We start from the raw sequence: 23,765 nt of genomic DNA, 5'->3' as shown, positions 1-23,765 counted from the left end.
CATTGAACCCTCCGCCGTCACGAGCTATGCCAACTTGCCTTTCCTCTGCCCAAGCGCTTAATAGTGACCGTGTTCGCGTTGGCTTCAAAGTTAACTTGCATAAGTGCAGGGATTGGATTGGAGAGCTTTTGTTTAACGCCAACTATCTCGCGATAGTCGGGCGAGGTGATCGAGACTCTTCCGGTCGATTCGTCCACATATACGCGAGCAGGAAGTTTAGCGTTGAACCATGTTGGAGGAGCAAGTTCCAAAGTCCAGCGTTGCTCGTTCCACCGCTGTATCGGTGAAGACAGCGCTTCGGTTCGGAATTGCTTCCAAATTGCTGAGGTCTCTGGCGTCGGAAAGTTTGGCTGATCTGTCAGAGCGATAACTTCGTTTGACTCAAGCCAGGAATTCATCTCAGAAAGATTCGAGAAGATGGGCTGCGTCTGCTCTATGGCCTCGCGCGCTGCGATGCGTGAAGGTAGCCCGGCTCTAACTAGCATCGCCATAGAGCTTCGCGGTAAGCGAAGTAAGCCCATCGGCGACCAATTCGATTGCCAAGCCAGAATCCAGACCGATTCCCATTGCAAATTGGCTACGCCTCTGCTGAGCAGTCGATTTGTTCCAGATGAGCCGCGAGCGCGCTTCCATGATCCAAAGCTGATGCCCCTTGGTTTCGGCTGCAAGTCGGGCGATTTGCCGAGACCAGAGAGAGCTAGTCAGAGCAGCATCGAGGAGTTTGGGAAGTTCATCGCTATTGCTATCCAGCGCTTCGACCAGGCCGAGTACAGTCGCATCGAGGCGTTCGATCAAACTGACCATGCTCTCGGTATCGTTTGGTTGATCCGGAGGGAACCATGCACTCTGAGAATTCGCCAGAAACTCCATCGCGTCATGTCGGCCGAATACGCCTGTTCTGGCCAACCTAGCCATGACTTCGTTTACGACGCTAACAATTCCGCTCGCGAGAGATCGAGCTTTCGACGAGTTGATCAGGCGAGCCCAAACATCCAAGCGCCAACTCTCGGGCTCGAACATTACGTGGAGTACGAGACCATCAAGATCAACAAATGCTCGTCCCGCTCGTCCTGCAACATTTGCGAATTCTTCGCCCGTGAGTGGCACTCCCGATCTATATAGCGTTGGTATCAGAAGGACTGCTGCATTGAGGTTTAGGCCTTGTGCCAGAGTTGGTGATGCTATCACCACCTCGAGAACGCCTGCCCCAAGCAGCGCCTCGACCTCTCTAAGAAATGGGCTCGGCAGGCGCGCGTGGTGGATCTAGCTGTAGTTGATCTGCATGACGCTGGCTACAGACGCGTTAGGTGTCAAGCATGCGCGGAAAAGTTGCGTCAGGTTTTCAACTATCTCAATGCGAGGAGCATTTAATTACCGCTCAGGACCTCATCACCCCCACAAACAAAAGCGGCCGGATCTTCCGATCCGGCCGTAACGCAAAACGCAACTGGCTAAGCCTACGCCACGCGACGCAACTTAGCCCCCGCCCAATTCTGAAAAACTTAGCTGGCCTTCTTGACCGGCGCGGTGTCGCCGACCTTTTTCTGGATGGCGCGCTTCAGCTCGAGGGCGCGCGGGGAGAGGGCGTCGGTCTTGGCCTTGAGCAGGAAGGCATCGAGGCCGCCATTGTGGTCGACGCTCTTCACCGCGGTGGTGGAGACGCGCAGGCGCACGTTGCGGCCGAGGGCTTCCGAGATGAACGTCACGTTGACGAGGTTCGGCAGGAAGCGGCGCTTGGTCTTGATGTTGGAGTGGCTGACCTTGTGGCCGACGAGGGGGCCCTTGGCCGTCAGTTCGCAGCGGCGAGACATGGCAAAAATCCTTATCCTAAACCCCCAACGAGTTGCGGCCGCCATTCTGGGCGCCACGGGGGCGAATTCTCTGTCCTTGCAGGGAGCGGGCGGACGTATAGGGGGGAAGGGGCGGGTAGTCAAGGATTTGGGGTGGGTTTCGTGCCCGGCGCAATGCCCACCCGCGGTATCATCGCCCGCGCAGGCGGGCGATCCAGTACTCCGAGACGGCTGTGGTTGACCAGAGGGGCCGCGGCGTACTGGATGCCCCGGTCAAGCCGGGGCATGACAGCGGAGGGGGTGGGGAGAGGTGTTCGAGCCCGCGGCGCCCCAATCACCAAAACGGCAATGATCGGAACGCCTTACCATCACATAAAGGGCGTAATCGCGCCGGAAGAATCCGGTGGAGTTCCGCGCCTGCGCGCCCGGACGCATTGCCTACCGCCGATTTCGGCTTAAGTAACGCATCGATTGGCGCCCCGATTGGAAAGCTTCGTGCCCACCTCGTCCCCCGTTTCGCCCCGGCGGCGCTCTGCCGGCCAGCTGGCCCTGGCGGCCCTGTGCGGCCTCGCCTTGGCGTGGGCGGCCGAGCCCGTGGCGGCGCAGGGCAAGCTCGAGGCGCAATATGAGGCGTCGCTGGCGGGCATTCCCGTCGGCAGGGGCGCCTGGAACATCGACATCCAGGACGACGTGTTCGCGGCCGCGGCCTCCGGCGGCACCACCGGGATCTTGAAGTCGTTCACCGGCGGGTCCGGCACCGGCGCCTCGCAGGGCCGCGTCGTCAACGGCGCGCTGGTTGCGACCGGCTACCAGGCCTCCACCACCACCTCGAAGAAGACCGAAGAGATCCGCATCACGCTCGACAAGGGCAATGTGAAGGAGTTCGCGATCCTGCCGGAGCCGCCGGTCGATCCGGACCGCATCGTCGTCACCGAGGCGCATCGCCGCGGCGTCTGGGACCCGATGACGGCCTCGCTGCTGCGCGTGCCCGGCACCGGCGATCCGGTCTCGCCAGAGGCTTGCCACAACGCAGCGCCCGTGTTCGACGGCCGCATGCGCTACGATCTCAAGCTCGATTTCAAGCGCATGGAGAGCGTCAAGGCCGAGAAGGGCTATAGGGGCCCGGTCGTGGTCTGCGCGCTCTATTTCGTGCCTGTGGCCGGCTACATCCCCGATCGCCCCGTGATCAAATATCTCGCCGCCCAGCGCAACATCGAGATCGCGTTTGCGCCGGTGGCGGGCACGCGCATCCTGGTCCCGTTCTGGCTGAAAGTGCCGACGCCGCTGGGGCCGGCCATGCTGGAAGCGACCAGCTTCATCACCTCTCCCCAGCCGCCACGCGTGGCGAAGACGCAGTAAGCCTTCACCCTCCCCTGGAGGGGGAGGGTCGATCGCGCGTAGCGCGAGCGGGGTGGGGTGATCTCTCCGCACGAACAGTGCCCGTGGGGAGAGATCACCCCACCCCGTCGCGCATTTCGCTGCGCTCCATGTGCGCCTACCCTCCCCCTCCAGGGGAGGGTAAGAAAGTGTGTAAATTCAATGGCATGCTACTGTGCATGGGGTTGTTTTCGCACTTTTTGTTTTGGCAGGCCGGCGAGACGGGAATCCATTTGACTCCCGCCCGATTCTGATTCGACTCCGCGCCATCCCCAATTTTAAGAAACCCGCCACCGAAACGTCGCTTGTGCGATCGGGCAAAACTCCATCTAGTGCGCAACCAATACGAGTCCCGCGACATGTTGCGTGAACGGAACAGGACTCATCAGGGAGTCAGCGATTCGGCCGCGATTCGTTCTAGAGTCGTTCCGAAGCTTAAGGCTAACGGGAAAAGCGTCGCAAAGTGAGACAGTTGCGCGAGGTTTGGGGAGCTCTCTCTTCTCCCTCTCCCCGTTCTTACGGGGAGAGGGTTGGGGTGAGGGGCTGCATCCGCGAAAACGGAGACAGTTCGACTCGCGGAGAGCCCCCTCACCCGGCGCTTCGCGCCGACCTCTCCCCGCAAGCGGGGCGAGGTGACTTTCAAGCGCTTCGCGCTCCCGCCCCAAAACGGCACTGACATTCGCCCAAATCGCCACTACCTAATCCCTGGATATGGCTTTCTCTCCCTCCCCCTTCGCTTCCGAGCGCGCGCCCGGCGCCGGCGTCACTGCAGTGCTCGGGCCGACCAACACCGGCAAGACCCATCTCGCCATCGAGCGGATGCTGGCGCATCCCTCCGGCATGATCGGCCTGCCGCTGCGTCTGCTTGCGCGCGAGGTCTACAACAAGATCGCCGATCGCGCGGGGCCGGAGAGCGTCGCGCTCGTCACCGGCGAGGAGAAGATCAAGCCGAAGAAGCCGCGCTATTGGGTCTCGACCGTCGAGGCGATGCCGCGCGACCTTGATGTCTCGTTCCTCGCCATCGACGAGGTCCAGATCGCTTCGGACCTCGAACGCGGCCACGTCTTCACCGACCGCATCCTCAACCGCCGCGGCCGCGACGAGACGCTGCTGCTCGGCGCTGCCACGATGCGCCCGATCATCGAGCGGCTGTTGCCGGGCGTGTCCATGATCACGCGGCCGCGCCTCTCCAGCCTCGAATTCGCCGGCGACCGCAAGATCACGCGCCAGCCGCGCCGTACCGCCATCGTCGCCTTCTCCGCCGACGAGGTCTACGCCATCGCCGAGCTGATCCGCCGCCAGCATGGCGGCGCCGCCGTGGTGCTGGGCTCGCTGTCGCCGCGCACCCGAAACGCGCAAGTGGCGATGTTCCAGAACGGCGACGTCGATTATCTCGTCGCCACCGACGCGGTCGGCATGGGCCTCAATCTCGACGTCGACCACGTCGCCTTCGCCTCCGACCGGAAGTTCGACGGCTACCAGTTCCGCCGCCTCACCCCGGCCGAGTTCGCGCAGGTCGCCGGCCGCGCCGGCCGCGCCACGCGCAACGGCACCTTCGGCACCACCGGCCGCTGCGCGCCGTTCGAGCCCGAGCTCGTCAACGCGCTGCAGAACCATACCTTCGACGCCGTGAAGATGCTGCAATGGCGCAACTCGAAGCTGGATTTCTCCTCGCTCGGCGCGCTCCAGGTGTCGTTGAACCTAGCCCCGGGCCATGAGGCGCTGACGCGCGCGCCTGTTGCCGAGGACATGCGCGTGCTCGACCACGCCGCCCGCGACGGCGAGGTGCGCGATATCGCGCATGGCAAAGACGCCGTGGAACGCCTCTGGGAGGCCTGCCAGGTCCCCGATTACCGAAAGCTGTCGCCCGCCGCCCATGCCGAGCTGGTGACGACGCTCTACGGCTTCCTGATGCAGAAGGGATGCGTCCCCGATGCCTGGTTTGCCGCCCAGGTCGACCAGGCCGACCGCACCGACGGCGACATCGACACGCTGTCGGCCCGGATCGCGCAGATTCGCACCTGGACCTTCGTCGCCAACCGCCCGGACTGGCTGAAAGACCCCGAACGCTGGCAGGGGATCGCGCGGGAGGTCGAAAATAAATTATCGGATGCGCTCCATGAACGCTTGACTGAGCGTTTCGTTGATCGTCGGACCAGTGTATTGATGCGCCGCCTGCGGGAGAACACGAGCTTGAATACTGAAATCGGCAAGACCGGCGAAGTCATCGTCGAAGGCCATGTCATCGGCCGCCTCGACGGCTTCACCTTTGCACCGGACGTGGCGGAAGCCGGCTCCGATGCGAAAGCCTTGCAGGCTGCAGCGCAAGCGGTGCTCGCCGGCGAGATCAACACGCGCGCCGAGAAGCTGGGCAACGCGCCGGACGAGCAGTTCGTGCTGACCTCGGAAGGCATGATCCGTTGGACCGGCGATGCCGTGGCGCGGCTGTCCGCCGCAGACGACGCGCTGCATCCGCGCATCCGGATCATCTCCGACGAGAGATTGACTGGGGCGCCGCGTGAAAAAGTGCAGGCGCGGCTCGAGCTCTGGCTCAAGACGCATATCGAAAAGCTGCTCGGGCCGATGTTCGAGCTGTCGAAGGCCGAGGATGTCACCGGCATCGCCCGCGGCATCGCCTATCAGCTGGTCGAGGCGCTCGGCGTGCTCGAGCGTCCCAGAATCGCGAACGAGCTGAAGGATCTCGATCAGCCTTCGCGCGCGGTCCTGCGCAAATATGGCGTCCGCTTCGGCGCCTATCACATCTATTTCCCCGGCCTGCTCAAGCCCGCCGCGCGCGCGCTCGCCGCGCTCTTGTGGGCGCTGAAGCAGGACAATGTCGATCTCTCCGCGCTCTCGGGCGCGCAGCATCTGGCATCGTCGGGCCGCACCTCGTTCCCGGTCGACAAGCAGCTGCCGCGCGATGCCTATCGCGTGCTCGGCTACAAGCAGGCCGGCGAGCGCGCCGTGCGCGTCGACATTTTGGAGCGGCTTGCCGATCTGATCCGCCCGGCGCTGGCCTGGCGCGAGAACTCGCCCGGCGAAAAGCCCGCCGGCGCGTTCGACGGCCGCAGCTTCGTGGTGACGCAGGCGATGACCTCGCTCACGGGATCGGCCGGCGAGGATTTTGCGTCCGTGCTGCGCGCGCTCGGCTATCGCATGGAGAAGCGTCCGCCGCTGCCGCAAAAGCCTGTGGTGACCGAGACCGTCGCGGCAGAGACGCCGCCCGTCGAGGGCAGCGCGGAGACCTCGACCGAAACCGAGATCGAGACCGCGGCGGAGGCCGTTGCGGGTCTGCCTGCAGAGGCATCCACGGATGCCGCCGCTGAACCCGTCACCGTCGAAGACGCGCCCGGCGTGGAGCCGCAGGACGAGGCGGCGCCCGCGGAGCCGGCGCTGGAAGCTTCGCCCGAGGCTCCCGTCACGCCTGAAGATGCCCCCGGCATCGCGCCGCCGGTGGAAGAGACCGCTGCGCCGGCGGAGGCTGCCGGCCTCGAAGCCGCCGCCGCCGAGACCGCGGCAACGGAAGCTGCCGCATCGCCTGACGCTGCCGCGCCTGAGGCTGCGGCATCTGAGGCTGCGGCGACGCCGGCCGAGCCCGAGCTCGTCGAGGTCTGGCGTCCCGGCGGCCGTCATGAGGACCGCAAGCCGCGCCACGAGCGCCATCGCCATCAGCGTCATCATCACCGCCCGCAGGCGGCTGCAGAGGGCGCCACGGCCGCGCCGGGCGAAGCAGCGCAGTCAGCCGACGGCGAGAAACGCGGCGAGCGCCATCGTCATGGTGGTCATCGCCGCGATGGGGCTAAGGATTTTCGCAAGCCGCGTGAAGGTGGCGAGGGCGGTGATCGCCGCGAGGATAGGAATCGCAGCTTCCAGGGCAAGGACCGCGATCGCAACAAGGGTAAGCCCGGCGATCGCGACGGTGGTCGCGAGCATCGTGGCCGCGACCGCGACAAGGGCCGCGACCGTCGCGACCGTGAGTCCGGTCCGTCGCTGCGTCCCTATGCCTCCAGCGCGAACCCGCGCGAACGCGATCGTCCGGTCGATCCGAACTCGCCCTTCGCAAAACTCGCCGCGCTGAAAGAACAGCTGTCCGGCCGGAAGGAGTAATCTTACGACCGAGCGGCAGCGCATCGACAAATGGCTGTGGCACGCCCGCGTGGTGAAGGCGCGCACCTCCGCCGCTGAACTGGTCGTCACCGGCCACGTTCGCGTCAACGGCGCACGCGAGACATCGCCGGGGCATGCGATCAAGCTCGGCGATGTCCTCACCATCGCGCTCGATCGCACCGTGCGCGTCTTGAAGGTCACCGCCTTCAACGAACGCCGCGGCGATGCCGCCTCGGCCCGCGCGCTCTACGAAGAGCTCGGCGAGCGCAATTAATTGCGCTTGGTATTCATTTCTTGGCCGATCAAACGCACACAAGTGTCATGATCGGCTGTTGCCGACCTTGCAGCGCCGGGCCATCCGCGCTACGCAAGCCGCGACTTTTAAAAGAGCTTTTCGGAGCGTTGGATGACTTACGTCGTCACTGAAAACTGCATCAAGTGCAAGTACACCGACTGCGTCGAGGTCTGCCCGGTCGACTGTTTCTACGAGGGTGACAACATGCTCGTCATCCATCCCGACGAGTGCATCGACTGCGGCGTGTGCGAGCCGGAATGCCCCGCCGACGCCATCAAGCCGGACACGGAACCGGGTCTGGAAAAGTGGCTCCAGGTCAACGCCGACTACGCCAAGAGCTGGCCGAACATCACCCAGAAGAAAGAATCACCCGCCGATGCCAAGGAATTCGACGGCATGGAAGGCAAGTTCGAGAAATATTTTTCTCCGAACCCGGGCTCGGGAGACTAATTAGGGCCCAAACTTAACCCTATTAGCGGCGTTGCCGCCGAAAACCAGCCCTCAAGACCCCTAAATCATTGATTTTTGCGGGAAATGTGCTATATTGGGCACATTAAGCCGAACCCCGTCAGCCCCGTTGGCCCCTCTGGGTTCCCGTGAAACCAAATGTCGAACAGGGGCGTGGCAGTTTTCCGCGCGCAGGCTGTGTCACAGAAAACGCGTAAAAAGAGTACTTCAGCGAGGGCTTCCCATAAGGAGGCCAAAAAAGTCGCCGCGGCCAGCCGTAGCGCATCCAAGGGTCGGACCGCGACGAAGGCGCCGGCTGCAAAGTCCTCGAAGAACAAAAGAAGCGCAATGCCTAACAAGACTGCCAAACCGGCCGCGAAAGCGACCGTTGCCAAGCCTGCTGCTGCCAAGGCTCATCCTGCGAAGGCTCACGCTGCCAAGCCCGCCGCGCCGAAGGCTCCCGTTGCTGCTGCTCATGCCAAGGCTCCTGCCGCTGCCAAGCCGGCCGCCAAGCCCGCTGCTGCGCCGAAGGTCGAGGAAAAGAAGGTCGTGACGCAGCGTCAGGGCTTCAAGGCCAACGAATTCGTCGTCTATCCCGCTCACGGCGTCGGCCAGATCCTGGCCATCGAGGAGCAGGAGATCGCCGGTGCCAAGCTCGAGCTGTTCGTCATCAACTTCATCAAGGACAAGATGACGCTGCGCGTTCCGACCGCCAAGGTCGCCAATGTCGGCATGCGCAAGCTGTCCGATCCGGCGCTGGTCAAGAAGGCGCTGGAGACACTTAAGGGCCGCGCCCGCGTCAAGCGCACCATGTGGTCGCGCCGCGCCCAGGAATACGAAGCAAAGATCAATTCGGGCGACATCGTCGCGATCGCGGAAGTCGTGCGCGACCTCTACCGCTCGGAGTCGCAGCCGGAGCAGTCCTACAGCGAACGCCAGCTCTATGAAGCGGCGCTCGATCGTCTGTCCCGCGAGATCGCGGTGGTGCAGCACTCGACCGAGACCGAAGCGGTCAAGGAGATCGAGGCCCAGCTCGCCAAGAGCCCGCGCCGCGCCAACGCCAAGGCGGAAGCCGCCGACGGCGAAGCCGATTCGGATGCCGAGGGCGATACCGACGATACCGATGGCGACGACACCACCGTCGCCGACGAGGCCGCGTAAGCGCCTCAGTCGATTGCAAGAGATCAAAAGCCCGGCCGTTTGGCCGGGCTTTTTGTTTGGGTCTGCACTCGCGCGGAGATACTGGATCGGTGCTCGCTGGTCCAGAACAACGAGGAGAGAATGGGAGCGAAGCCGGTTCAAGAAATGCGGTGTCGTCCCGGCGAAGGCCGGCACCCATAACCACCGAATTGCATTTGGCAAAGACTACCAATGATCATCTCGCGCCAAACTACTCACTGTGGTTATGGGTCCCGGCCTTCGCCTCACTTCACCGGCCGTTTCTCCAGCTTCCGCGCCAGCGTGCGCCGATGCATGCCGAGCCGCCGTGCCGCCTCCGAGATGTTGAAATCCGTCTCGATCAGGGTCTGGTGGATGCGCTCCCATTCCAGCGTCTTGATCGATGTCGGCCGGGTGTCGAGCGCGACCTCGGCGTTGCCTTCGGCCTTGTTGAAGGCGGCCTCGATGTCGTCGGTGTTCGACGGCTTCGCCAGATAGTGGCAGGCCCCCAGCTTGATGGCCTCGACGGCGGTGGAGATGCTGGCAAAGCCGGTCAGCACCACGATCAGCATGTCGGGATCATGCGTGTGCAGGAGCTCGACGCAGGCAAGCCCGGAGGCGCCGCCGAGCTTGAGGTCGACCACGGCATGGCCGAAGGATCGCTCCTCCAGCACTTGGCGCACCTCCTCGATCGAGGCGGCCAGCACGACCTCGTAGCCGCGGCGCTCGAACGAGCGTTTCAGCGTGCGGGCGAAGCCGGCATCGTCCTCGACGACGATGAGCGAGCGGTCAGGCGTCAAAATTCCCTCCGATCGCAAGCGTTGCGAGCGGCAGCGTGAGGCGAACGGTGGCGCCGCGCTTCCTGTGGTTCTCGGCGGTCACGCTGCCCCCCAACTTGCGCACCACGTTCACCACCAGGAACAGGCCGAGCCCGCCGCCGGCACGACCCTTGCTCGACTGATAGGGCTTTCCGAGCTGCGCCAGCATCTCCGGCGCAAAGCCCGGGCCACGGTCGCTGATCGCCAGCACGAGATTGTCGCCCTCGCGCTCGGCGACGAGCTCGACCCATTCCCGCGAGACCTCGTAGGCATTGTCGAGCACGTTGAAGATCACCTGCTTCAGCGCGACGTCGGAGACGATCGCGACGTCCTCGCCGAACGTATTGACGAAGTAGAGCGTGCGCGCCGAGCGCGCATCGCGCCATTCCTCCACCAGTGCAGTGACAAAGGCCGTCACCGTCGTCGGCGAGGAGCCTTCGCCGCGCGCTTCGCCCGCCGACACCAGGATGCCCGTGACGATCGATTTGCAGCGTTGCAGCGAGGTTTCCATCTCCGCGAGATCTTCGGCGAGTTCCTGATCGGCGGCGAGATCGGGCATGCGGCGCCAGTCGCTGAGGATCACCGAGAGCGAGGCCAGCGGGGTGCCGAGCTCATGGGCCGCGCCGGAGGCGAGCAGGCCCATGCGCACGATGTGATCCTGCTCGGCCGCATGCTGGCGCAGCGCCGCCAGATGCGCGTCGCGCTCGCGCAAATTCCTGTTGATGCGGGTGACGAACACCACCAGCAGCACGGCGTTGAGAACGAAGCCCAGCAGCATGCCTGTCACGGTGAGGCTGTAGGTCTCGCTGATGGGATTTGGCGGCAGGTCGAGCGGCCGGTAAGCGAGCGTCAGCCACACAAAACTCGCGCAAGTCAGTGCCACCAGCGACCAGGTCGAGCGGGCGTCGAGCAGCACCGCGCCCAGCGTCACCTGGAGCAGGAACAACGAGGTGAAGGGGTTGGTGGCGCCGCCAGAGAGGAAGAGCTGCGCGGTCAGCGCGGCGACGTCGAGCATCAGCGCGACCAAAAGCTCATTGTTGGTGATCGCCGCGCGATGGCGCACCCAGACCAGGCTGGAGACGTTGAGCAGCACCAGCGCGCCGATCACCGCGCCCATCCGTTCCAACGGCAAGACAATACCCAGGCCAAAATGCACGACGCCGATGGTCACGATCTGGCCGACCACCGCGGTCCAGCGCAGCTGGATCAGCAGCGCCATGTTCTTGCGGTTGGTCTCGTCGTCGGTGGGAGCAGTGCCGATCAACTCGCCGCGCGCGTCCGCCTGCGACTGCAGCGTCACGGCCAGCTCGCCGCCATGGGCAAGCGTCCGGGGACTCGACTTTGCGTCGTCAGGTCGGCTCGACGATCGTTCCAGCATCTGATCCCGTCCTGCGGGCAGCGGCATCGGAGCCGCCGGCCGGTTCATGGACGAAGCGTTTGCGGCGGAACAGCCCGCCGCCGAATGTGACGAAAAGCCTGCCGACCAGCATGAAGGCCAGGGCAAACCACGTCAGCGCGTAGATCAGGTGGTTATTGGGAAAGCGGATCACGGTCAATCCGCCGATCGGACCGCCGGCAATTTGTGATCCGGCGTCGGCATCCACGAAAAAGGGCGCGACCTCGTGGAGGCCGCGTGCCGCTGCGATCGCGGCGACATCCCGCGAGTACCAGCGGTTGTGCTGGGGCACGTTGTTCCGCAGGAATCCGCCCTTCGGCTCTGTCATGCGCAACAGGCCGGTGATCTCGACCGGGCCGTCGGGATTGCCGTTCCGGCGCGTCGATGCGTCGCGCCGCTCGGACGGCACGAAGCCGCGGTTGATCAGGACCTCCGTGCCGTCGTCACGCTTGAGCGGCGTCAGCACCCAATAACCGGGGCCTTCCTCGGTGACGGCTTGAACCAGCGTCTCGCGGTCATGCAGGAAATGGCCGGTGACGCTGACATGCCTGTATTCGTCGTTCGCGGCGCTGATCGTGGGCCACGCAGCGGCCGAGGGGATCGGCACCGCCGGGGCATGAACGCGCTGCTCGACGCGGTCGATCAGCGCCAATTTCCAGGCGCGGCGCTCGATCTGCCAGACGCCAAGCGCAATCAGAAGGGTAATCGCCGTCAGCGAGAGGACCGTGAGCCACAGGGACGGGGATCGCGCAGCCTTGCCGCGCGTCCCGCTTGCCTTGCCCGTCACGGTCCGGGGTTCGCTCACTTCATGCCCGTCATCTGATGGATCGGCATCATGTTGCTGTTGAGGTGGTTCATCACCCACAGCGAACCGGACAGCGCGATCACCACCATGACGATGGTGAAGATCAGCGCCATCATGCTCCAGCCGTTCTCGGACGTCGTGTTCATGTGCAGGAAGTAGATCATATGCACGACGATCTGCACGACCGCGAAGGCCATAATGACGAGCGCGGTGATCTGCTTGCTCGGCAGCGCACCGCTCATCACCAGCCAGAACGGGATCGCGGTCAGCACGACCGAGAGCACGAAGCCGAGCATGTAGGTCGAGAACGTGCCGTGGGCGTGGCTGTCGCCGTGGTGATGATCGTCGGCGTGGGCGGCGTGAGTATCGGTGTTCATCGCAGAACTCCCAGGAGATAGACGAAGGTGAAGACGCCGATCCAGACCACGTCGAGGAAGTGCCAGAACATCGACAGGCACATCAGGCGGCGGCGGTTGGCCTCGATCAGGCCGAACTTCCAAACCTGCACCATCAGCGTCACCAGCCAGATCAGGCCGCAAGAGACGTGCAGACCGTGGGTGCCGACCAAAGTGAAGAAGGCGGACAGGAAGGCGCTGCGCTGCGGCGTTGCGCCTTCATGGATCATGTGGGCGAACTCGGTGAGCTCGATGCCGATGAAGGCGAGGCCGAACAGGCCGGTGATCGCCAGCCACATCTGGGTCTGGGCAACCTTGTTCTGCTGCATCGTCAGCATGGCAAAGCCATAGGTGATCGACGACAGCAGCAGCATCGAGGTGTTCACCGCGACCAGGTCGAGGTCGAACAGATCCTTTGGCGCGGGACCGGCGGCATAGTTGCCGCCGAGCACGCCGAAGGTGGCGAACAGGATCGCGAAGATGAGGCAGTCGCTCATCAGATAGATCCAGAAGCCGAGCGAGGTGCTCCAGCCTTCCGGATGCGGGTGCTCGTCGGCGAGGTAGAAGACCGGCTCGCCGGTCTGCGAGGGATTGATCGCGACAGTCATTTACTTGGCTCCGGCGAGCAGTTTGGTGCGCGCGTCCTCGGTCCGGATGACGTCTTCAGCCGGAATGTCGAAGTCGCGGTGATAGTTGAAGGTGTGACCGATGCCGACGGCGAGCATCGCGATGAAGCTCGCGGCGGCCAGCCACCAGATGTACCAGATCAGGCCAAATCCCATCGCGGTGGCAAGACCGGCGAGGATGATGCCGGTGCCGGTGCTGCTCGGCATGTGGATCGGCCTGAAGCCGGTGAGCGGACGCTGGTAGCCGCGCTTCTTCATGTCCCACCACGCGTCGTTGTCGTGCACGACGGGCGTGAAGGCGAAGTTGTAGTCCGGCGGGGGCGAGGAGGTCGCCCATTCCAGCGTGCGCGCATCCCAGGGATCGCCGGTGACGTCCTCGAGCTGCTCGCGCTTGAGGAGGCTGACCGCGAACTGCATCAGCATCGAGAGAATCCCGATGAAGATGAAGACGGCACCGATCGCGGCGATGATGAACCAGATCTGCAAGGACGGATCATCGAACACGCGCAGGCGCCGGGTCACGCCCATCAGGCCGAGCACGTAGAGCGGCATGAAGGCGAGGTAGAAGCCGGTGACCCAGAACCAGAACGACATCTTGCCCCAGAACGGATCGAGCTTGAAGCCGAACGCCTTCGGGAACCAGTAGTTGATGCCGGCGAAGGCGCCGAACACCACGCCGCCGATGATCACGTTGTGGAAGTGCGCGATCAGGAACAGGCTGTTGTGCAGGACGAAGTCGGCCGGCGGCACCGCGAGCAGCACGCCGGTCATGCCGCCGATCACGAAGGTCAGCATGAAGGCGATCGTCCACATCATCGGCAGCTCGTAACGGATGCGACCGCGATACATCGTGAACAGCCAGTTGAACATCTTCGCGCCCGTCGGAATCGAGATGATCATCGTGGTGATGCCGAAGAACGAGTTGACGCTGGCGCCCGAGCCCATCGTGAAGAAGTGGTGCAGCCAGACCAGGTACGACAGGATGGTGATGACGACCGTGGCGTAGACCATCGAGGTGTAGCCGAACAGCCGCTTGCCGGAGAAGGTCGAGGTGACCTCCGAGAAGATGCCGAAGGCGGGGAGAACCAGGATGTAGACCTCGGGATGGCCCCAGATCCAGATCAGGTTCACGTACATCATCGGGCTGCCGCCGAAATCGTTCGTGAAGAAGTTGGTGCCGACATAGCGGTCGAGCGAGAGCAGCGCGAGCACGACGGTCAGGACCGGGAAGGAGGCGACGATCAAGACGTTGGTGCAGAGCGAGGTCCAGGTGAACACCGGCATCTTCATCATGGTCATGCCGGGGCAGCGCAGCTTGACGATGGTGCAGATCAGGTTGATGCCGGATAACGTCGTGCCGACGCCGGCGACCTGCAGCGCCCAGATGTAATAGTCGACGCCGACGTCGGGACTGTAGCCGATGTTCGACAGCGGCGGATAAGCCAGCCAGCCGGTGCGGGCGAATTCGCCGATGAACAGCGAGGCCATCACCAGCACCGCGCCGCCGACCGTCATCCAGAAGCTGAAATTGTTCAGGAAAGGAAACGACACGTCGCGCGCGCCGATCTGGAGCGGCACGACGTAGTTCATCAGGCCCGTGACCAGCGGCATCGCCACGAAGAAGATCATGATCACGCCGTGGGCAGTGAAGACCTGATCGTAGTGATGGGCGTTGAGATAGCCTTCGGAGCCGCCAAAGGCGAGCATCTGCTGGCCGCGCATCATCAGTGCGTCGGCAAAGCCGCGCAGCAGCATCACGATGCCGAGGATCATGTACATGATGCCGATGCGCTTGTGGTCCACCGTGGTGAACCACTCGCGCCAGAGATAGCCCCAGAGGCGGAAATAGGTGAGGCCGCCGAGCAGTGCGGCGCCGCCGAGCGCGACCACCGCGAAGGTGCCGACGACGATCGGCTCGTGCAGCGGCAGCGATTCGAAGCCGAGCCGGCCGAAGATGAGCTTGAGAAGATCAGGAGACATGCGGGATCTCTTTAGGAGTCTGACTTCGGACGCTGTCCGAGGAAGAAGGACGAGGACTTCAGCGGCGCGAAGCTCGGCCGCTTCAGGCCGGCACCGAGCAGCGGCGCGGTGTCGGTGGGAGCCTTGATCGACGCGGTGGTCGCGGCGCCTTGCGGCGCATCCGGCGTGCAGGTGCCGGCGACGAAGCTCGGCTCCGGCCCAAGCACCGTGCCGCGGCGGGCGTATTTGTCGTAAGTGAGCGGCAGGGTGTTGTTCAGGCCCTCATGGCCGTTGCCGCCCTTGGCGTCGATCGCCATCATCTCGCTCTGGCACATCTTGCCGGTCTCGACGCACATGTTGAGGATCAGCCGGTAGAGATCGGAATCGACGGTGCCGTAGCGGCGCACCGGTTCGTTCTGGCTGGGCTTTTCGAGCTGGAGATATTCAGCGCGGCCGAGCGAGCCGCCGGCCGACTTGGCGCTGGCAACCCAGGCGTCAAAACCCTTGTCGTCGAGGCCCTGGAAGTTGAAGTGCATGCCGGAAAAGCCGGCGCCGCTATAGTTCGCCGAAAAGCCCTTGTAGGTGCCGGTGTGATTGACGACGGCGTGGAGCTTGGTCTCCATGCCCGGCATCGCGTAGATCTGGCCGGCGAGCGCGGGGATGTAGAACGAGTTCATCACCGAGGACGCGGTGATGCGGAAGGTGATCGGACGATCGACCGGAGCTGCCAGCTCATTGACGGTGGCGATGCCGTAGTCCGGATAGATGAAGAGCCACTTCCAGTCGAGCGCGACGACGTCGACCTCGAGCGGAGCCTTGGACTGATCCACGGCGCGCTCCGCATGGATGCGGCCGAGCGTGCGATAGGGGTCGAGCAGATGCGTGCCCATCCAGGTCAGTGCGCCCAGGCAGACGATGATCAAGAGCGGCGCCGACCAGATCACCAGCTCGAGCTTGGTCGAGTGGTCCCATTCCGGCTCGTAGCGAGCCGAGCTGTTGGACTGGCGGTAGCGCCAGGCGAACAGCACCGTCAGCGCCATCACGGGGACGACGATCAGGAGCATCAGGACGGTGGAGATGATGACGAGGTCGCGCTGTTGGGCAGCGATATCGCCGGCGGGCGCCAGCACGATGTAGTTGCAGCCGCTGAGCGCAACTGCCAGTGGTAGCAGCGCCAGGATCTTGAGACGGGACACGGGCCGAGCCTTATGAGAATGAGTTTCCTTTGCGGGGCCAAGGGGTAGCTGCGGCGCAACAATCCGGACATTGGACAATTTGTCCAATGTTGCAGTGCGGAATGTTGGGTCAGAGAGGACCAGAATGCCCGGCATCGCGCCGGGCGGTCGGCTTTGGTTTTCAGGACGTTAAGGGCGCACGAATGGCGACGGCACAGACCCCCGCAATGGCAGACCTCCACTCGGGCGAGCACGGCCACGACCAGGCCAGTCCCGGCGAGATCGCCATCGGCGTCATCATCGGCCGCACCTCGGAATTCTTCGACTTCTTCGTCTTCGCGATCGCCTCGGTGATCGTGTTCCCGCGCCTGGTGTTCCCGTTCGCGAGCGAGCTGACCGGCACCCTCTATTCCTTCATGATCTTCGCGCTGGCCTTCATGGCCCGGCCGATCGGCACCGTCATTTTCATGACGGTCGACCGCGCCTACGGCAAGACCGCCAAGCTGATCTCGGCGCTGTTCCTGCTCGGCACCGCCACCGTCGCTCTCGCGTTCCTGCCCGGCTATCACGAGATCGGCGTCGCCGCGATCTGGCTGCTGGCGCTGGCGCGTCTCGCCCAGGGTCTGGCCTGGGGCGGCGCCTGGGACGGTCTCGCTTCGCTGCTGGCGCTGAATGCGCCGTCTTCGAAGCGCGGCTGGTACGCGATGGTGCCGCAGCTCGGGGCCCCGCTCGGCCTGATCGTGGCGAGCGCGCTGTTCGCCTATTTCGCCGGCAACCTCTCGGCCGATGACTTCTTCGATTGGGGCTGGCGCTATCCGTTCTTCGTCGCCTTCGCCATCAACGTCGTGGCGCTGTTCGCTCGCCTGCGCATGGTGACGACGGAAGAATATTCCTCGCTGTTCGAGACCCGCGAATTGCAGCCGGCGCGCATCTCCGACACCGTCGCGCGCGAAGGCCAGAACATCATGCTCGGCGCCTTCGCGCCTCTGGCGAGCTTTGCGCTGTTCCACATGGTCACGGTGTTTCCGCTGTCCTGGGTGTTCCTGTTCACCCGCGAAAGCCCGGTGCGCTTCCTGATCATCGAGATCGTCGCCGCCGTGTTCGGGGTCGTCGCGATCGTGCTCTCCGGCATCATCGCCGACCGTGTCGGCCGCAAGTCGCTGCTGATGGGATCGGCGATTGCGATCGCGATCTATAGCGGCTTTGCCCCGCAGCTGCTCGACGCCGGCGCGTTCGGCGAGACCATCTACATGGTGATCGGCTTCATCCTGCTCGGCCTGTCCTTCGGCCAGTCCTCGGGCGCGATCGCCTCGAACTTCAAGCAGACGTACCGTTACACGGCTTCGGCGCTGACTTCGGACATGGCCTGGCTGTTCGGCGCCGGCTTCGCTCCGCTGGTGGCACTGCTGCTCGCGACCAATCTCGGCGTCATCGCCTCGGGTGCGTACCTGCTGTCGGGCGCGTTCTGGACCCTGCTCGCGCTCTGGCTCAGCGGCCAGCGCGAGGCCGGCGATATGGATGCGGGGCGGTAGGGCTCGCGCCGTCCCCACATCACAGGCTCTACGGCAGCGAAGCTCGTAGCTCTAGATCTCGCGTTCGCCGCTCAAGCGCCTCCGGGATGACGCGCGCTTAGCGCACGTCAATCCGCCACGATCTTCACGCGGTCGCGCACCTTCACCTGGGCGTTGCGATCGAGTCCGTTCAGCACGCGGAAACGTTCGGCGGGGTGATCGACGCCGGCCATGCGGTGGGACAGCGATTCCACGGTGTCGCCGGGCTGCACTGTAATCACCTTGATGCGCAGCGGGCGCGCGGCCTGGATCTCGTCGAGCGTCAGGCGGCGGAATGAGTTGACGGTCTCGCGCGCGTTGCGGTCGCTCTCGGTCGACTTCTGCCGTGTCGCGAAGATGAAGCGATAGACGTCGCTGCCGAAGCGCAGGGCATAGACCTTGAACTGCCACTGATCGCCCTTGGCGGTGGCGGACGCCGCCGGAAAGCCGTTGATGGTGAGATCTTCGGTGGACGCCTTCTCAACGCCCTCCATCCAGCCGGAATTCAGGTAATCGCCGAGCGATTGCTCGGCCGGCACCCGCACCACGTCGAAGCGCATCGCCTGCGAGCCGCCGTCGCGCACGCCGATCACGGCCTGCGCGGTGTTGTCGAGCGTGAAATTGTCCGGCGCCTGGAAGGTGAAGCCGAGCTTCGGATGCAGGAACCTGCGGCCGCGGACAAAACCTTCGCTGGGGTCTTCGCCATAGACGAGGTTGTCGATCGCGGCGAGATAGGTTTCGCGGTCGCGTTCGGCGCCCTCGGGCGCTGAATATTGCCGCGCGATGGTCTGTGCATTCTGCACGCGCTCCGGGGTAGCCGGATGCGACGAGGTGAAATCCTGCGCGCGCGGATCGAGCGAGCTCTTGCCGGCCTTCAGCTCGGCATTGCGCTCCATCGCCGAAAGGAAGCGGGCGGCACCGTAGGGGTCGAAATGCGCGCGGGCGGAAATGCCGACGCCGATGCCGTCGGCCTCGATCTCCTGCTTGCGCGAGAAGCTCGCCATGGTGAGCTTGGTCTTGGCGAGCGCGAGCGCGGTGAGATCGGGATCGTTGCTCATGTCGGTGACGACGCGGGTGACGATCGCGGCCTGGCGCGCCTGATCCTCGCGCATCGCGGCGTGCTTGGACAGCACATGCGCCATCTCGTGGCTGAGCACGGACGACAATTCCGAAGTGTCGCTGGCGAGCGCGAGCAGGCCGCGCGTGACGTAGAGCTGGCCGTTCGGCAGCGCAAACGCATTCACCGCGCCGGAATTCAGGATGGTGACCTTGTATCCCTGATCGGGACGGTCGGAGGCTGCGACCAGCCGGTCGACGGTCTTGCTGACGAGCGATTCCAGCCTGGGATCGTCATAAGTCCCGCCATAGCTCGCCAGGATGCGCTCATGCTCTTTCTCGGTGGCGGGGGTCTGCGCCACAGCAGGCTTCGGCTTGGGCATCGCCACAACCGGCGGGGTCGCAGCGGTCTGGAACCGGCCCATGTCGCCGCAACCCGCCAAGGCCGTGCCCAGGACAAGGCATAGCGCAGCCGGCGCTGCCCGCAGGCGGCGGCCATCACCTCGTTCGTGCCGTTCTAGCACCCCATTCACGTCGCTTAACCCGTGCCCGGCCCTTTTAGGGCCTTACCCCTGTCGGCTCGTTTGCGCCTAGCAACTCGACCTGTCCCACGAGGCGTATATCGATACGCGGCCCCGTGTTTCCCTCGACCCAGCCCCGAACTCGAATACGTCTATTTTCCAGGGACTTAAGGGTAATTCCGGCGCTTTCGAACGCCGGTAACGTGCGCTTTGAGATAGTCGCCGCAAAGCCGCGTGTCCAGTTTCGTCCGAAGTTGAGGTAGGTCATTGCCCCAGCTTGCCGGACCGACCGGACTTTGCCCTCGACCACCATAAAGCGCCCGATCCCCGCCAAAATATCGTCCGGACTTTCCGCGTTTTTTATGGCCGACGAGTCAGCCCAGCTGCCCTTTTTTTGGCGCCGCGCCTCGGCCTCCGACGCCATCAGGGCGGCCGCGCAGTCCCTGTCCGCGATCTCGGCGGAGACGATGGCATCGCCCTGGGCGAGCAACGTCGCCTGCACGGAGGTGTCGCTTTCGCCGACGAAGACCAGCGCATTCTGGCGGCCGTAACGATCGGGCGTGTCGTCAGGGCTCCGTAGTGTCACGTCGCGGCCGGCGAGCAGCGAGGTCAGCACCTGCTTCGTCGTCGCCGTCGGCTCGATGCCGGTGAGGCGGATCTCGCGGCCGTCGTCGAGGCGGATGCTGCGCGCATCGACGATCGCGGCGACACGGCCCTCGCCTTGGGACTCGAATTGGCATGGGCTCGCGAATGCGCTGTGACCCGCGACGAGAAGGATTGCGACGATGAGGTGAAGGGGGCGCGTCACGTGATCCGGAGAGGTTGCGTGCGCACCAGTTCTAACCCAAATGTAGCAAACGACGAAGGGCTGTCGTAGGGGTCGGCAAAGCGAAGCGTGCCCACGTCTTTGGCCACCGCGGGCGGTGGGCACGGCGCGAAGAGTGCGCCTTTGCCCACCCTACGGCAGATCATGTGATCCTTCGCCATTGCCTCACACGCCGTCATTGCGAGGAGCGGAGCAATCCAGAGTCTCTCCGCTGAAAGATTCTGGATTGCTTCGCTGCGCTCGCAATGACGTGGAAACATTTCGCCACTCCACCATTCCGCTTTGCGGAAAACATGCACGGCAATCATGCGCTTGTAACGGCACCTCGCGCTTGCTGCCCTCTCGCGCATGCGGCATGATTGCCGCCAATAGCGATAGCCAAGACCAATGGCCAAGAGCAATAACCAAGCCGCCATCAGAGCACGGCGCGATAAGGGAGGTCTTTTTCGATGAAGCATATTCTGTCGGGCATTTTTGCTGCCGCATTTGCGCTGAGTGCGAGTGCCGTGCAGGCGGAGGACAAGCCGCCGCTCAAGATCGGCGGCATCCTCGACATGTCGAGCCTCTATGCGGACATCACCGGCCCCGGCAGCGAGACCGCGGCCAAGATGGCTGTCGAGGACTTTGGCGGCGAGGTGCTGGGCCGCAAGATTCAGGTGCTGGCGGCCGACCATCTCAACAAGGCCGATCTCTCCGCCAACATCGCCCGCGACATGCTCGACAACCAGGGCGTCGAGATGATCTACGACGTCGCGGCGTCCGCGACCGCGCTCGCCGCCGGCGAGATCGCGAAGGCGCGCAACAAGATCATCATCTTCAACGGTCCCGGCTCGATCCGCCTCAGTAACGAAGCCTGCGGTCCCTATACCGTGCATTACGTGTTCGACACGTTCGCCCAGGCCAACGTGACCGGGCTTGCCGCCGTGAAGTCGGGCCTCGACACCTGGTTCTTCCTCACCGCCGATTATGCCTTCGGCCAGGACCTGGAGAAGGACACCAGCAACGTCGTCACCAAGACCGGTGGCAAGGTGCTCGGCAACGTCCGTCATCCGCTCAACACCTCGGATTTCTCGTCGTTCCTGCTCCAGGCGCAGGCCTCGAAGGCCAAGGTGATTGGTCTTGCCAATGCCGGCGGCGACACCGTCAACGCCATCAAGCAGTCGGCGGAGTTCGGTATCATGAAGGGCGGCCAGAAGGTCTCGCCGCTGCTCGCCTTCGTCACCGATATCGACTCGATCGGCTTGGAGACCGCGCAGGGCCTGCTGCTGGCCGAAGCGTTCTACTGGGACATGAACGACGAGACGCGCGCCTTCTCCAAGCGCTTCCAGGAGCGCGTGAAGCGGCCGCCGACCTCGGCACAGGCCGGCGTCTACTCCTCCGTCACGCATTATCTGAAGGCGGTGAAGGCGGCCGGCACGACCGACGCTGCTGCGGTGATGAAGATGATGAAGGAGACGCCGATCAACGACTTCTTTGCTCATAACGGCAAGATCCGCGAGGACGGCCGCATGATCCACGACATGTACCTGTTCGAGGTGAAGAAGCCGTCGGAGTCCAAGGGCCGCTGGGACGATTACAAGCTGCTCGCCACCGTGCCAGGCAACGAGGCGTTCCAGTCGCTGGAGCAGTCGCGCTGCCCGCTGGTGAAGAAGTGACGGCGTGACGTAGTCACGACGTCATTGCGAGGAGCTCTTGCGACGAAGCAATCCAGACTGTCTCCGCGGAAACATTCCTGGATTGCTTCGCTTCGCTCGCAATGACGGTGTGGTGATAGCTCGGCTAGACAACAACAACGGAGACCACCCCATGAGCAACGACATGGTCCTGCAAAAGCTCGAAGGCGGGCTGCTCACCATCACCATGAACCGGCCGGAGCGGAAGAACGCGCTCAACCCCGACATGGTGCGCGGGCTGGTCGAGGCGGCGCGGCGCGCGGCTGACGATCCGGAGGTGCGCGCGGTGCTGTTCAAGGGCGCGGGCGGCAGCTTCTGTGTCGGCGGCGACGTCAAGTCGATGGCGGAGGGCCGGGCGCCGCTGCCGTTCGAGCAGAAACTCGCAAACCTGCGCCGCGGCATGGAGGTCTCGCGCATCCTGCACCAGATGCCAAAGCCTGTCGTGGCGCAGCTCGACGGCGCGGCGGCCGGCGCCGGTCTGTCGATGGCGCTGTCCTGCGACCTGCGCATCGCCAGCGAGTCCTGCAAGATCACCACGGCCTTCGCCAAGGTCGGCTTCTCCGGTGATTACGGCGGGACCTATTTTCTGACGCAGCTGCTCGGCAGCGCGCGGGCGCGCGAGCTCTATCTGATGTCGCCGGTCCTCACCGCGAAGGAGGCGCATGCCATCGGCATGGTGACCAAGGTCGTGCCCGACGCCGAGATCGACGCCGCCGCGCACGAGCTCGCGCTGTCGCTGGCGCAGGGCCCCTCGATCGCGCTCGGCTTTATCAAGCGCAACATCAACAATGCCGAGCATCTGGCGCTGGAGGATTGCTTCGATGGCGAAGCGATCCATCACACCCGATGCGGCGACACCGAGGACCACAAGGAGGCCGCCAAGGCCTTCGTCGAGAAGCGCAAGCCGACCTTCAAGGGCGCATGACGATGGCGCCCTATATCCGGCTGCGTCAGATCTGCCTGGTTGCGCCGCAGCTTGAGCCTGTCATCACGGATATCGCCAGGATCATGGGTCTCACCGTGTGCTATCGCGACGGCAATGTCGCGAAATACGGTCTGGAGAACGCGCTGCTCCCGGTCGACACGATCCTGCTGGAAGTCGTTGCGCCGTTCAAGGACGGCACCACGGCCGGCCGCTTCATCGAGAAGACCGGCGGCCGCGGCGGCTACATGGCGATCTTCTGCTGCGACGATCCGGACGAGCGCGGTCGCAACGCCAACGCGCTTGGCGTGCGCACGGCCAATGTCATCGACCACGCACCCTATCACGGCGTGCAGCTCCACCCCCGCGACTGCCGCGCCGCCTTCATCGAGTTCAACCACACCGAAGGCAGCGACGACATTCTGGGCGCCTATCCACCGGCGGGACCCGATTGGCAAAAATTCATCCGCAAGGATGTGACGCAGGCGCTGACGGCCGTCGAGATGCAGAGCCCGGATCCACAGGGGCTGGCGGAGCACTGGGGCAGAATCATCGGTGTTGCGCCAAGCGCCGACGCCGAACTGAAGCTGCCCAACGCAACCTTCCGCTTCGTCAAGGGCACCAGCGAAATCATGAGCGCACTGGAATTTCGGGTGACGGATGCTGCACGTGTGCTGCATGCCGCGCGGGAGAAGGGGCATGCGGTTGCCGGCAACGAGTTCTTGTTAGGTGGGGTAACGTTCCGGCTCGTTGCTTGACCACTTGCGACATTTCTCGTTGTGTCGTCATGCCCGGGCTTGTCCCGGGCATCCACGTTCTTGACGATCGTTGAGAAGCAAGACGTGGATGGCCGGGACAAGCCCGGGCAT

22 protein-coding genes are annotated in these 23,765 nt (G+C 64.1%); 9 read left to right on the top strand and 13 right to left on the bottom strand.

The features are described 5' to 3' along the window. Positions 1–17 precede the first annotated feature (17 nt). From ACR9YP_RS03260 to rpmB, 3 genes are all read right to left on the bottom strand, one after another. Positions 18–491, bottom strand: coding sequence for a hypothetical protein (locus ACR9YP_RS03260; RefSeq protein WP_474219009.1), 474 nt, complete (start codon positions 489–491; stop codon positions 18–20). Beyond that, positions 475–804, bottom strand: a complete 330-nt coding sequence (locus tag ACR9YP_RS03255; protein ID WP_438104062.1) for a hypothetical protein — start codon at positions 802–804, stop codon at positions 475–477. Before ACR9YP_RS03255 ends, ACR9YP_RS03260 begins: the two co-directional genes overlap by 17 nt. Before the next feature lie 698 nt (positions 805–1,502). Next, on the bottom strand, positions 1,503–1,811 hold the full coding sequence (gene rpmB, locus ACR9YP_RS03250) for a 50S ribosomal protein L28 (RefSeq protein WP_091893463.1): 309 nt from the start codon (positions 1,809–1,811) through the stop codon (positions 1,503–1,505). 528 nt (positions 1,812–2,339) lie between these two features. Between rpmB and ACR9YP_RS03245 the strand changes: the two genes are divergently transcribed. From ACR9YP_RS03245 to ACR9YP_RS03225, 5 genes are all read left to right on the top strand, one after another. Next, positions 2,340–3,149, top strand: coding sequence for a DUF3108 domain-containing protein (locus tag ACR9YP_RS03245; protein WP_438110495.1), 810 nt, complete (start codon positions 2,340–2,342; stop codon positions 3,147–3,149). 729 nt (positions 3,150–3,878) lie between these two features. Beyond that, the gene (locus tag ACR9YP_RS03240) at positions 3,879–7,274 is read left to right on the top strand and encodes a helicase-related protein (RefSeq protein WP_474219008.1); all 3,396 of its coding nucleotides are present in this window, start codon (positions 3,879–3,881) and stop codon (positions 7,272–7,274) included. Between the two features lie 22 nt (positions 7,275–7,296). Beyond that, the gene (locus ACR9YP_RS03235) at positions 7,297–7,548 is read left to right on the top strand and encodes an RNA-binding S4 domain-containing protein (RefSeq protein ID WP_438110497.1); all 252 of its coding nucleotides are present in this window, start codon (positions 7,297–7,299) and stop codon (positions 7,546–7,548) included. A gap of 132 nt (positions 7,549–7,680) precedes the next feature. After that, positions 7,681–8,019, top strand: a complete 339-nt coding sequence (gene fdxA / locus ACR9YP_RS03230) for a ferredoxin FdxA (RefSeq protein WP_018643465.1) — start codon at positions 7,681–7,683, stop codon at positions 8,017–8,019. 345 nt (positions 8,020–8,364) lie between these two features. Beyond that, positions 8,365–9,177 carry a CarD family transcriptional regulator gene (locus ACR9YP_RS03225; RefSeq protein ID WP_091893477.1) on the top strand — a complete coding sequence of 271 codons (813 nt, stop codon included), beginning with the start codon at positions 8,365–8,367 and terminating at the stop codon, positions 9,175–9,177. Between the two features lie 263 nt (positions 9,178–9,440). Here ACR9YP_RS03225 and ACR9YP_RS03220 read toward each other — a convergent pair whose 3' ends face one another. The 7 genes from ACR9YP_RS03220 to cyoA are packed head-to-tail and all read right to left on the bottom strand — an operon-like array spanning position 9,441 to position 16,369. After that, positions 9,441–9,974 (bottom strand): response regulator transcription factor, encoded by a 534-nt coding sequence (locus tag ACR9YP_RS03220; protein WP_091893483.1) that lies wholly within the window; start codon positions 9,972–9,974, stop codon positions 9,441–9,443. Next, positions 9,964–11,370: an ATP-binding protein gene (locus tag ACR9YP_RS03215; protein ID WP_474219006.1), complete on the bottom strand. Its 1,407-nt coding sequence runs from the start codon at positions 11,368–11,370 to the stop codon at positions 9,964–9,966. Before ACR9YP_RS03215 ends, ACR9YP_RS03220 begins: the two co-directional genes overlap by 11 nt. Beyond that, a complete protein-coding gene (locus ACR9YP_RS03210; RefSeq protein ID WP_438104068.1) occupies positions 11,342–12,193 on the bottom strand; it encodes an SURF1 family protein in 852 nt (283 codons plus the stop codon). Before ACR9YP_RS03210 ends, ACR9YP_RS03215 begins: the two co-directional genes overlap by 29 nt. Beyond that, positions 12,190–12,570: a cytochrome o ubiquinol oxidase subunit IV gene (gene cyoD, locus ACR9YP_RS03205; RefSeq protein ID WP_091893488.1), complete on the bottom strand. Its 381-nt coding sequence runs from the start codon at positions 12,568–12,570 to the stop codon at positions 12,190–12,192. The genes ACR9YP_RS03210 and cyoD overlap by 4 nt, the downstream gene beginning before the upstream one ends. Further along, positions 12,567–13,196, bottom strand: a complete 630-nt coding sequence (gene cyoC, locus ACR9YP_RS03200; protein ID WP_091893490.1) for a cytochrome o ubiquinol oxidase subunit III — start codon at positions 13,194–13,196, stop codon at positions 12,567–12,569. The genes cyoD and cyoC overlap by 4 nt, the downstream gene beginning before the upstream one ends. Then, positions 13,197–15,194: a cytochrome o ubiquinol oxidase subunit I gene (gene cyoB, locus ACR9YP_RS03195; protein ID WP_474219004.1), complete on the bottom strand. Its 1,998-nt coding sequence runs from the start codon at positions 15,192–15,194 to the stop codon at positions 13,197–13,199. Positions 15,195–15,205: 11 nt separating this feature from the next. Continuing rightward, complete coding sequence (gene cyoA / locus ACR9YP_RS03190) at positions 15,206–16,369, bottom strand: ubiquinol oxidase subunit II (RefSeq protein WP_438104070.1); 1,164 nt, start codon at positions 16,367–16,369, stop codon at positions 15,206–15,208. 182 nt (positions 16,370–16,551) lie between these two features. Here cyoA and ACR9YP_RS03185 point away from each other — a divergent pair, with 182 nt between their 5' ends. Then, positions 16,552–17,880 (top strand): MFS transporter, encoded by a 1,329-nt coding sequence (locus tag ACR9YP_RS03185; RefSeq protein WP_091893495.1) that lies wholly within the window; start codon positions 16,552–16,554, stop codon positions 17,878–17,880. Between the two features lie 107 nt (positions 17,881–17,987). On the opposite strand, the gene ACR9YP_RS03180 is transcribed toward ACR9YP_RS03185, so the two are convergent. From ACR9YP_RS03180 to ACR9YP_RS03170, 3 genes are all read right to left on the bottom strand, one after another. Beyond that, positions 17,988–19,379: a M48 family metalloprotease gene (locus ACR9YP_RS03180; protein WP_370989526.1), complete on the bottom strand. Its 1,392-nt coding sequence runs from the start codon at positions 19,377–19,379 to the stop codon at positions 17,988–17,990. Between the two features lie 133 nt (positions 19,380–19,512). Then, positions 19,513–20,283 carry a thermonuclease family protein gene (locus ACR9YP_RS03175; RefSeq protein WP_438104072.1) on the bottom strand — a complete coding sequence of 257 codons (771 nt, stop codon included), beginning with the start codon at positions 20,281–20,283 and terminating at the stop codon, positions 19,513–19,515. Continuing rightward, the gene (locus ACR9YP_RS03170; RefSeq protein WP_474219002.1) at positions 20,280–20,696 is read right to left on the bottom strand and encodes a hypothetical protein; all 417 of its coding nucleotides are present in this window, start codon (positions 20,694–20,696) and stop codon (positions 20,280–20,282) included. The genes ACR9YP_RS03175 and ACR9YP_RS03170 overlap by 4 nt, the downstream gene beginning before the upstream one ends. A gap of 54 nt (positions 20,697–20,750) precedes the next feature. Between ACR9YP_RS03170 and ACR9YP_RS03165 the strand changes: the two genes are divergently transcribed. The 3 genes from ACR9YP_RS03165 to ACR9YP_RS03155 all read left to right on the top strand — a co-directional run bounded on the left by ACR9YP_RS03165 (position 20,751) and on the right by ACR9YP_RS03155 (position 23,654). Next, the gene (locus tag ACR9YP_RS03165; RefSeq protein WP_438104076.1) at positions 20,751–21,956 is read left to right on the top strand and encodes an ABC transporter substrate-binding protein; all 1,206 of its coding nucleotides are present in this window, start codon (positions 20,751–20,753) and stop codon (positions 21,954–21,956) included. Between the two features lie 151 nt (positions 21,957–22,107). Continuing rightward, the gene (locus ACR9YP_RS03160) at positions 22,108–22,899 is read left to right on the top strand and encodes an enoyl-CoA hydratase (protein ID WP_091893499.1); all 792 of its coding nucleotides are present in this window, start codon (positions 22,108–22,110) and stop codon (positions 22,897–22,899) included. A gap of 2 nt (positions 22,900–22,901) precedes the next feature. Next, positions 22,902–23,654, top strand: a complete 753-nt coding sequence (locus tag ACR9YP_RS03155; protein ID WP_474218999.1) for a VOC family protein — start codon at positions 22,902–22,904, stop codon at positions 23,652–23,654. Positions 23,655–23,765: the final 111 nt, after the last annotated feature.

The sequence above is a fragment of the Bradyrhizobium sp. BR14999 genome (assembly GCF_056106085.1).
The sequence above is the reverse complement of the archived record's forward strand: the minus strand, read 5'-3'. Positions and strand labels throughout refer to the sequence as shown.

What these genes read in the sequence shown, in the direction of transcription:
- ACR9YP_RS03240 (WP_474219008.1), top strand. Translation starts at nt 3,879, where the DNA reads ATGGCTTTCTCTCCCTCCCCCTTCGCTTCCGAGCGCGCGCCCGGCGCC.
- ACR9YP_RS03260 (WP_474219009.1), bottom strand. Translation starts at nt 491, where the DNA reads ATGGCGATGCTAGTTAGAGCCGGGCTACCTTCACGCATCGCAGCGCGC.
- fdxA (WP_018643465.1), top strand. Translation starts at nt 7,681, where the DNA reads ATGACTTACGTCGTCACTGAAAACTGCATCAAGTGCAAGTACACCGAC.
- cyoC (WP_091893490.1), bottom strand. Translation starts at nt 13,196, where the DNA reads ATGACTGTCGCGATCAATCCCTCGCAGACCGGCGAGCCGGTCTTCTAC.
- ACR9YP_RS03165 (WP_438104076.1), top strand. Translation starts at nt 20,751, where the DNA reads ATGAAGCATATTCTGTCGGGCATTTTTGCTGCCGCATTTGCGCTGAGT.
- cyoD (WP_091893488.1), bottom strand. Translation starts at nt 12,570, where the DNA reads ATGAACACCGATACTCACGCCGCCCACGCCGACGATCATCACCACGGC.
- ACR9YP_RS03255 (WP_438104062.1), bottom strand. Translation starts at nt 804, where the DNA reads ATGGTCAGTTTGATCGAACGCCTCGATGCGACTGTACTCGGCCTGGTC.
- rpmB (WP_091893463.1), bottom strand. Translation starts at nt 1,811, where the DNA reads ATGTCTCGCCGCTGCGAACTGACGGCCAAGGGCCCCCTCGTCGGCCAC.
- ACR9YP_RS03215 (WP_474219006.1), bottom strand. Translation starts at nt 11,370, where the DNA reads ATGCTGGAACGATCGTCGAGCCGACCTGACGACGCAAAGTCGAGTCCC.
- ACR9YP_RS03160 (WP_091893499.1), top strand. Translation starts at nt 22,108, where the DNA reads ATGAGCAACGACATGGTCCTGCAAAAGCTCGAAGGCGGGCTGCTCACC.
- ACR9YP_RS03185 (WP_091893495.1), top strand. Translation starts at nt 16,552, where the DNA reads ATGGCGACGGCACAGACCCCCGCAATGGCAGACCTCCACTCGGGCGAG.
- cyoB (WP_474219004.1), bottom strand. Translation starts at nt 15,194, where the DNA reads ATGTCTCCTGATCTTCTCAAGCTCATCTTCGGCCGGCTCGGCTTCGAA.
- ACR9YP_RS03225 (WP_091893477.1), top strand. Translation starts at nt 8,365, where the DNA reads ATGCCTAACAAGACTGCCAAACCGGCCGCGAAAGCGACCGTTGCCAAG.
- ACR9YP_RS03155 (WP_474218999.1), top strand. Translation starts at nt 22,902, where the DNA reads ATGGCGCCCTATATCCGGCTGCGTCAGATCTGCCTGGTTGCGCCGCAG.
- ACR9YP_RS03180 (WP_370989526.1), bottom strand. Translation starts at nt 19,379, where the DNA reads ATGGGCCGGTTCCAGACCGCTGCGACCCCGCCGGTTGTGGCGATGCCC.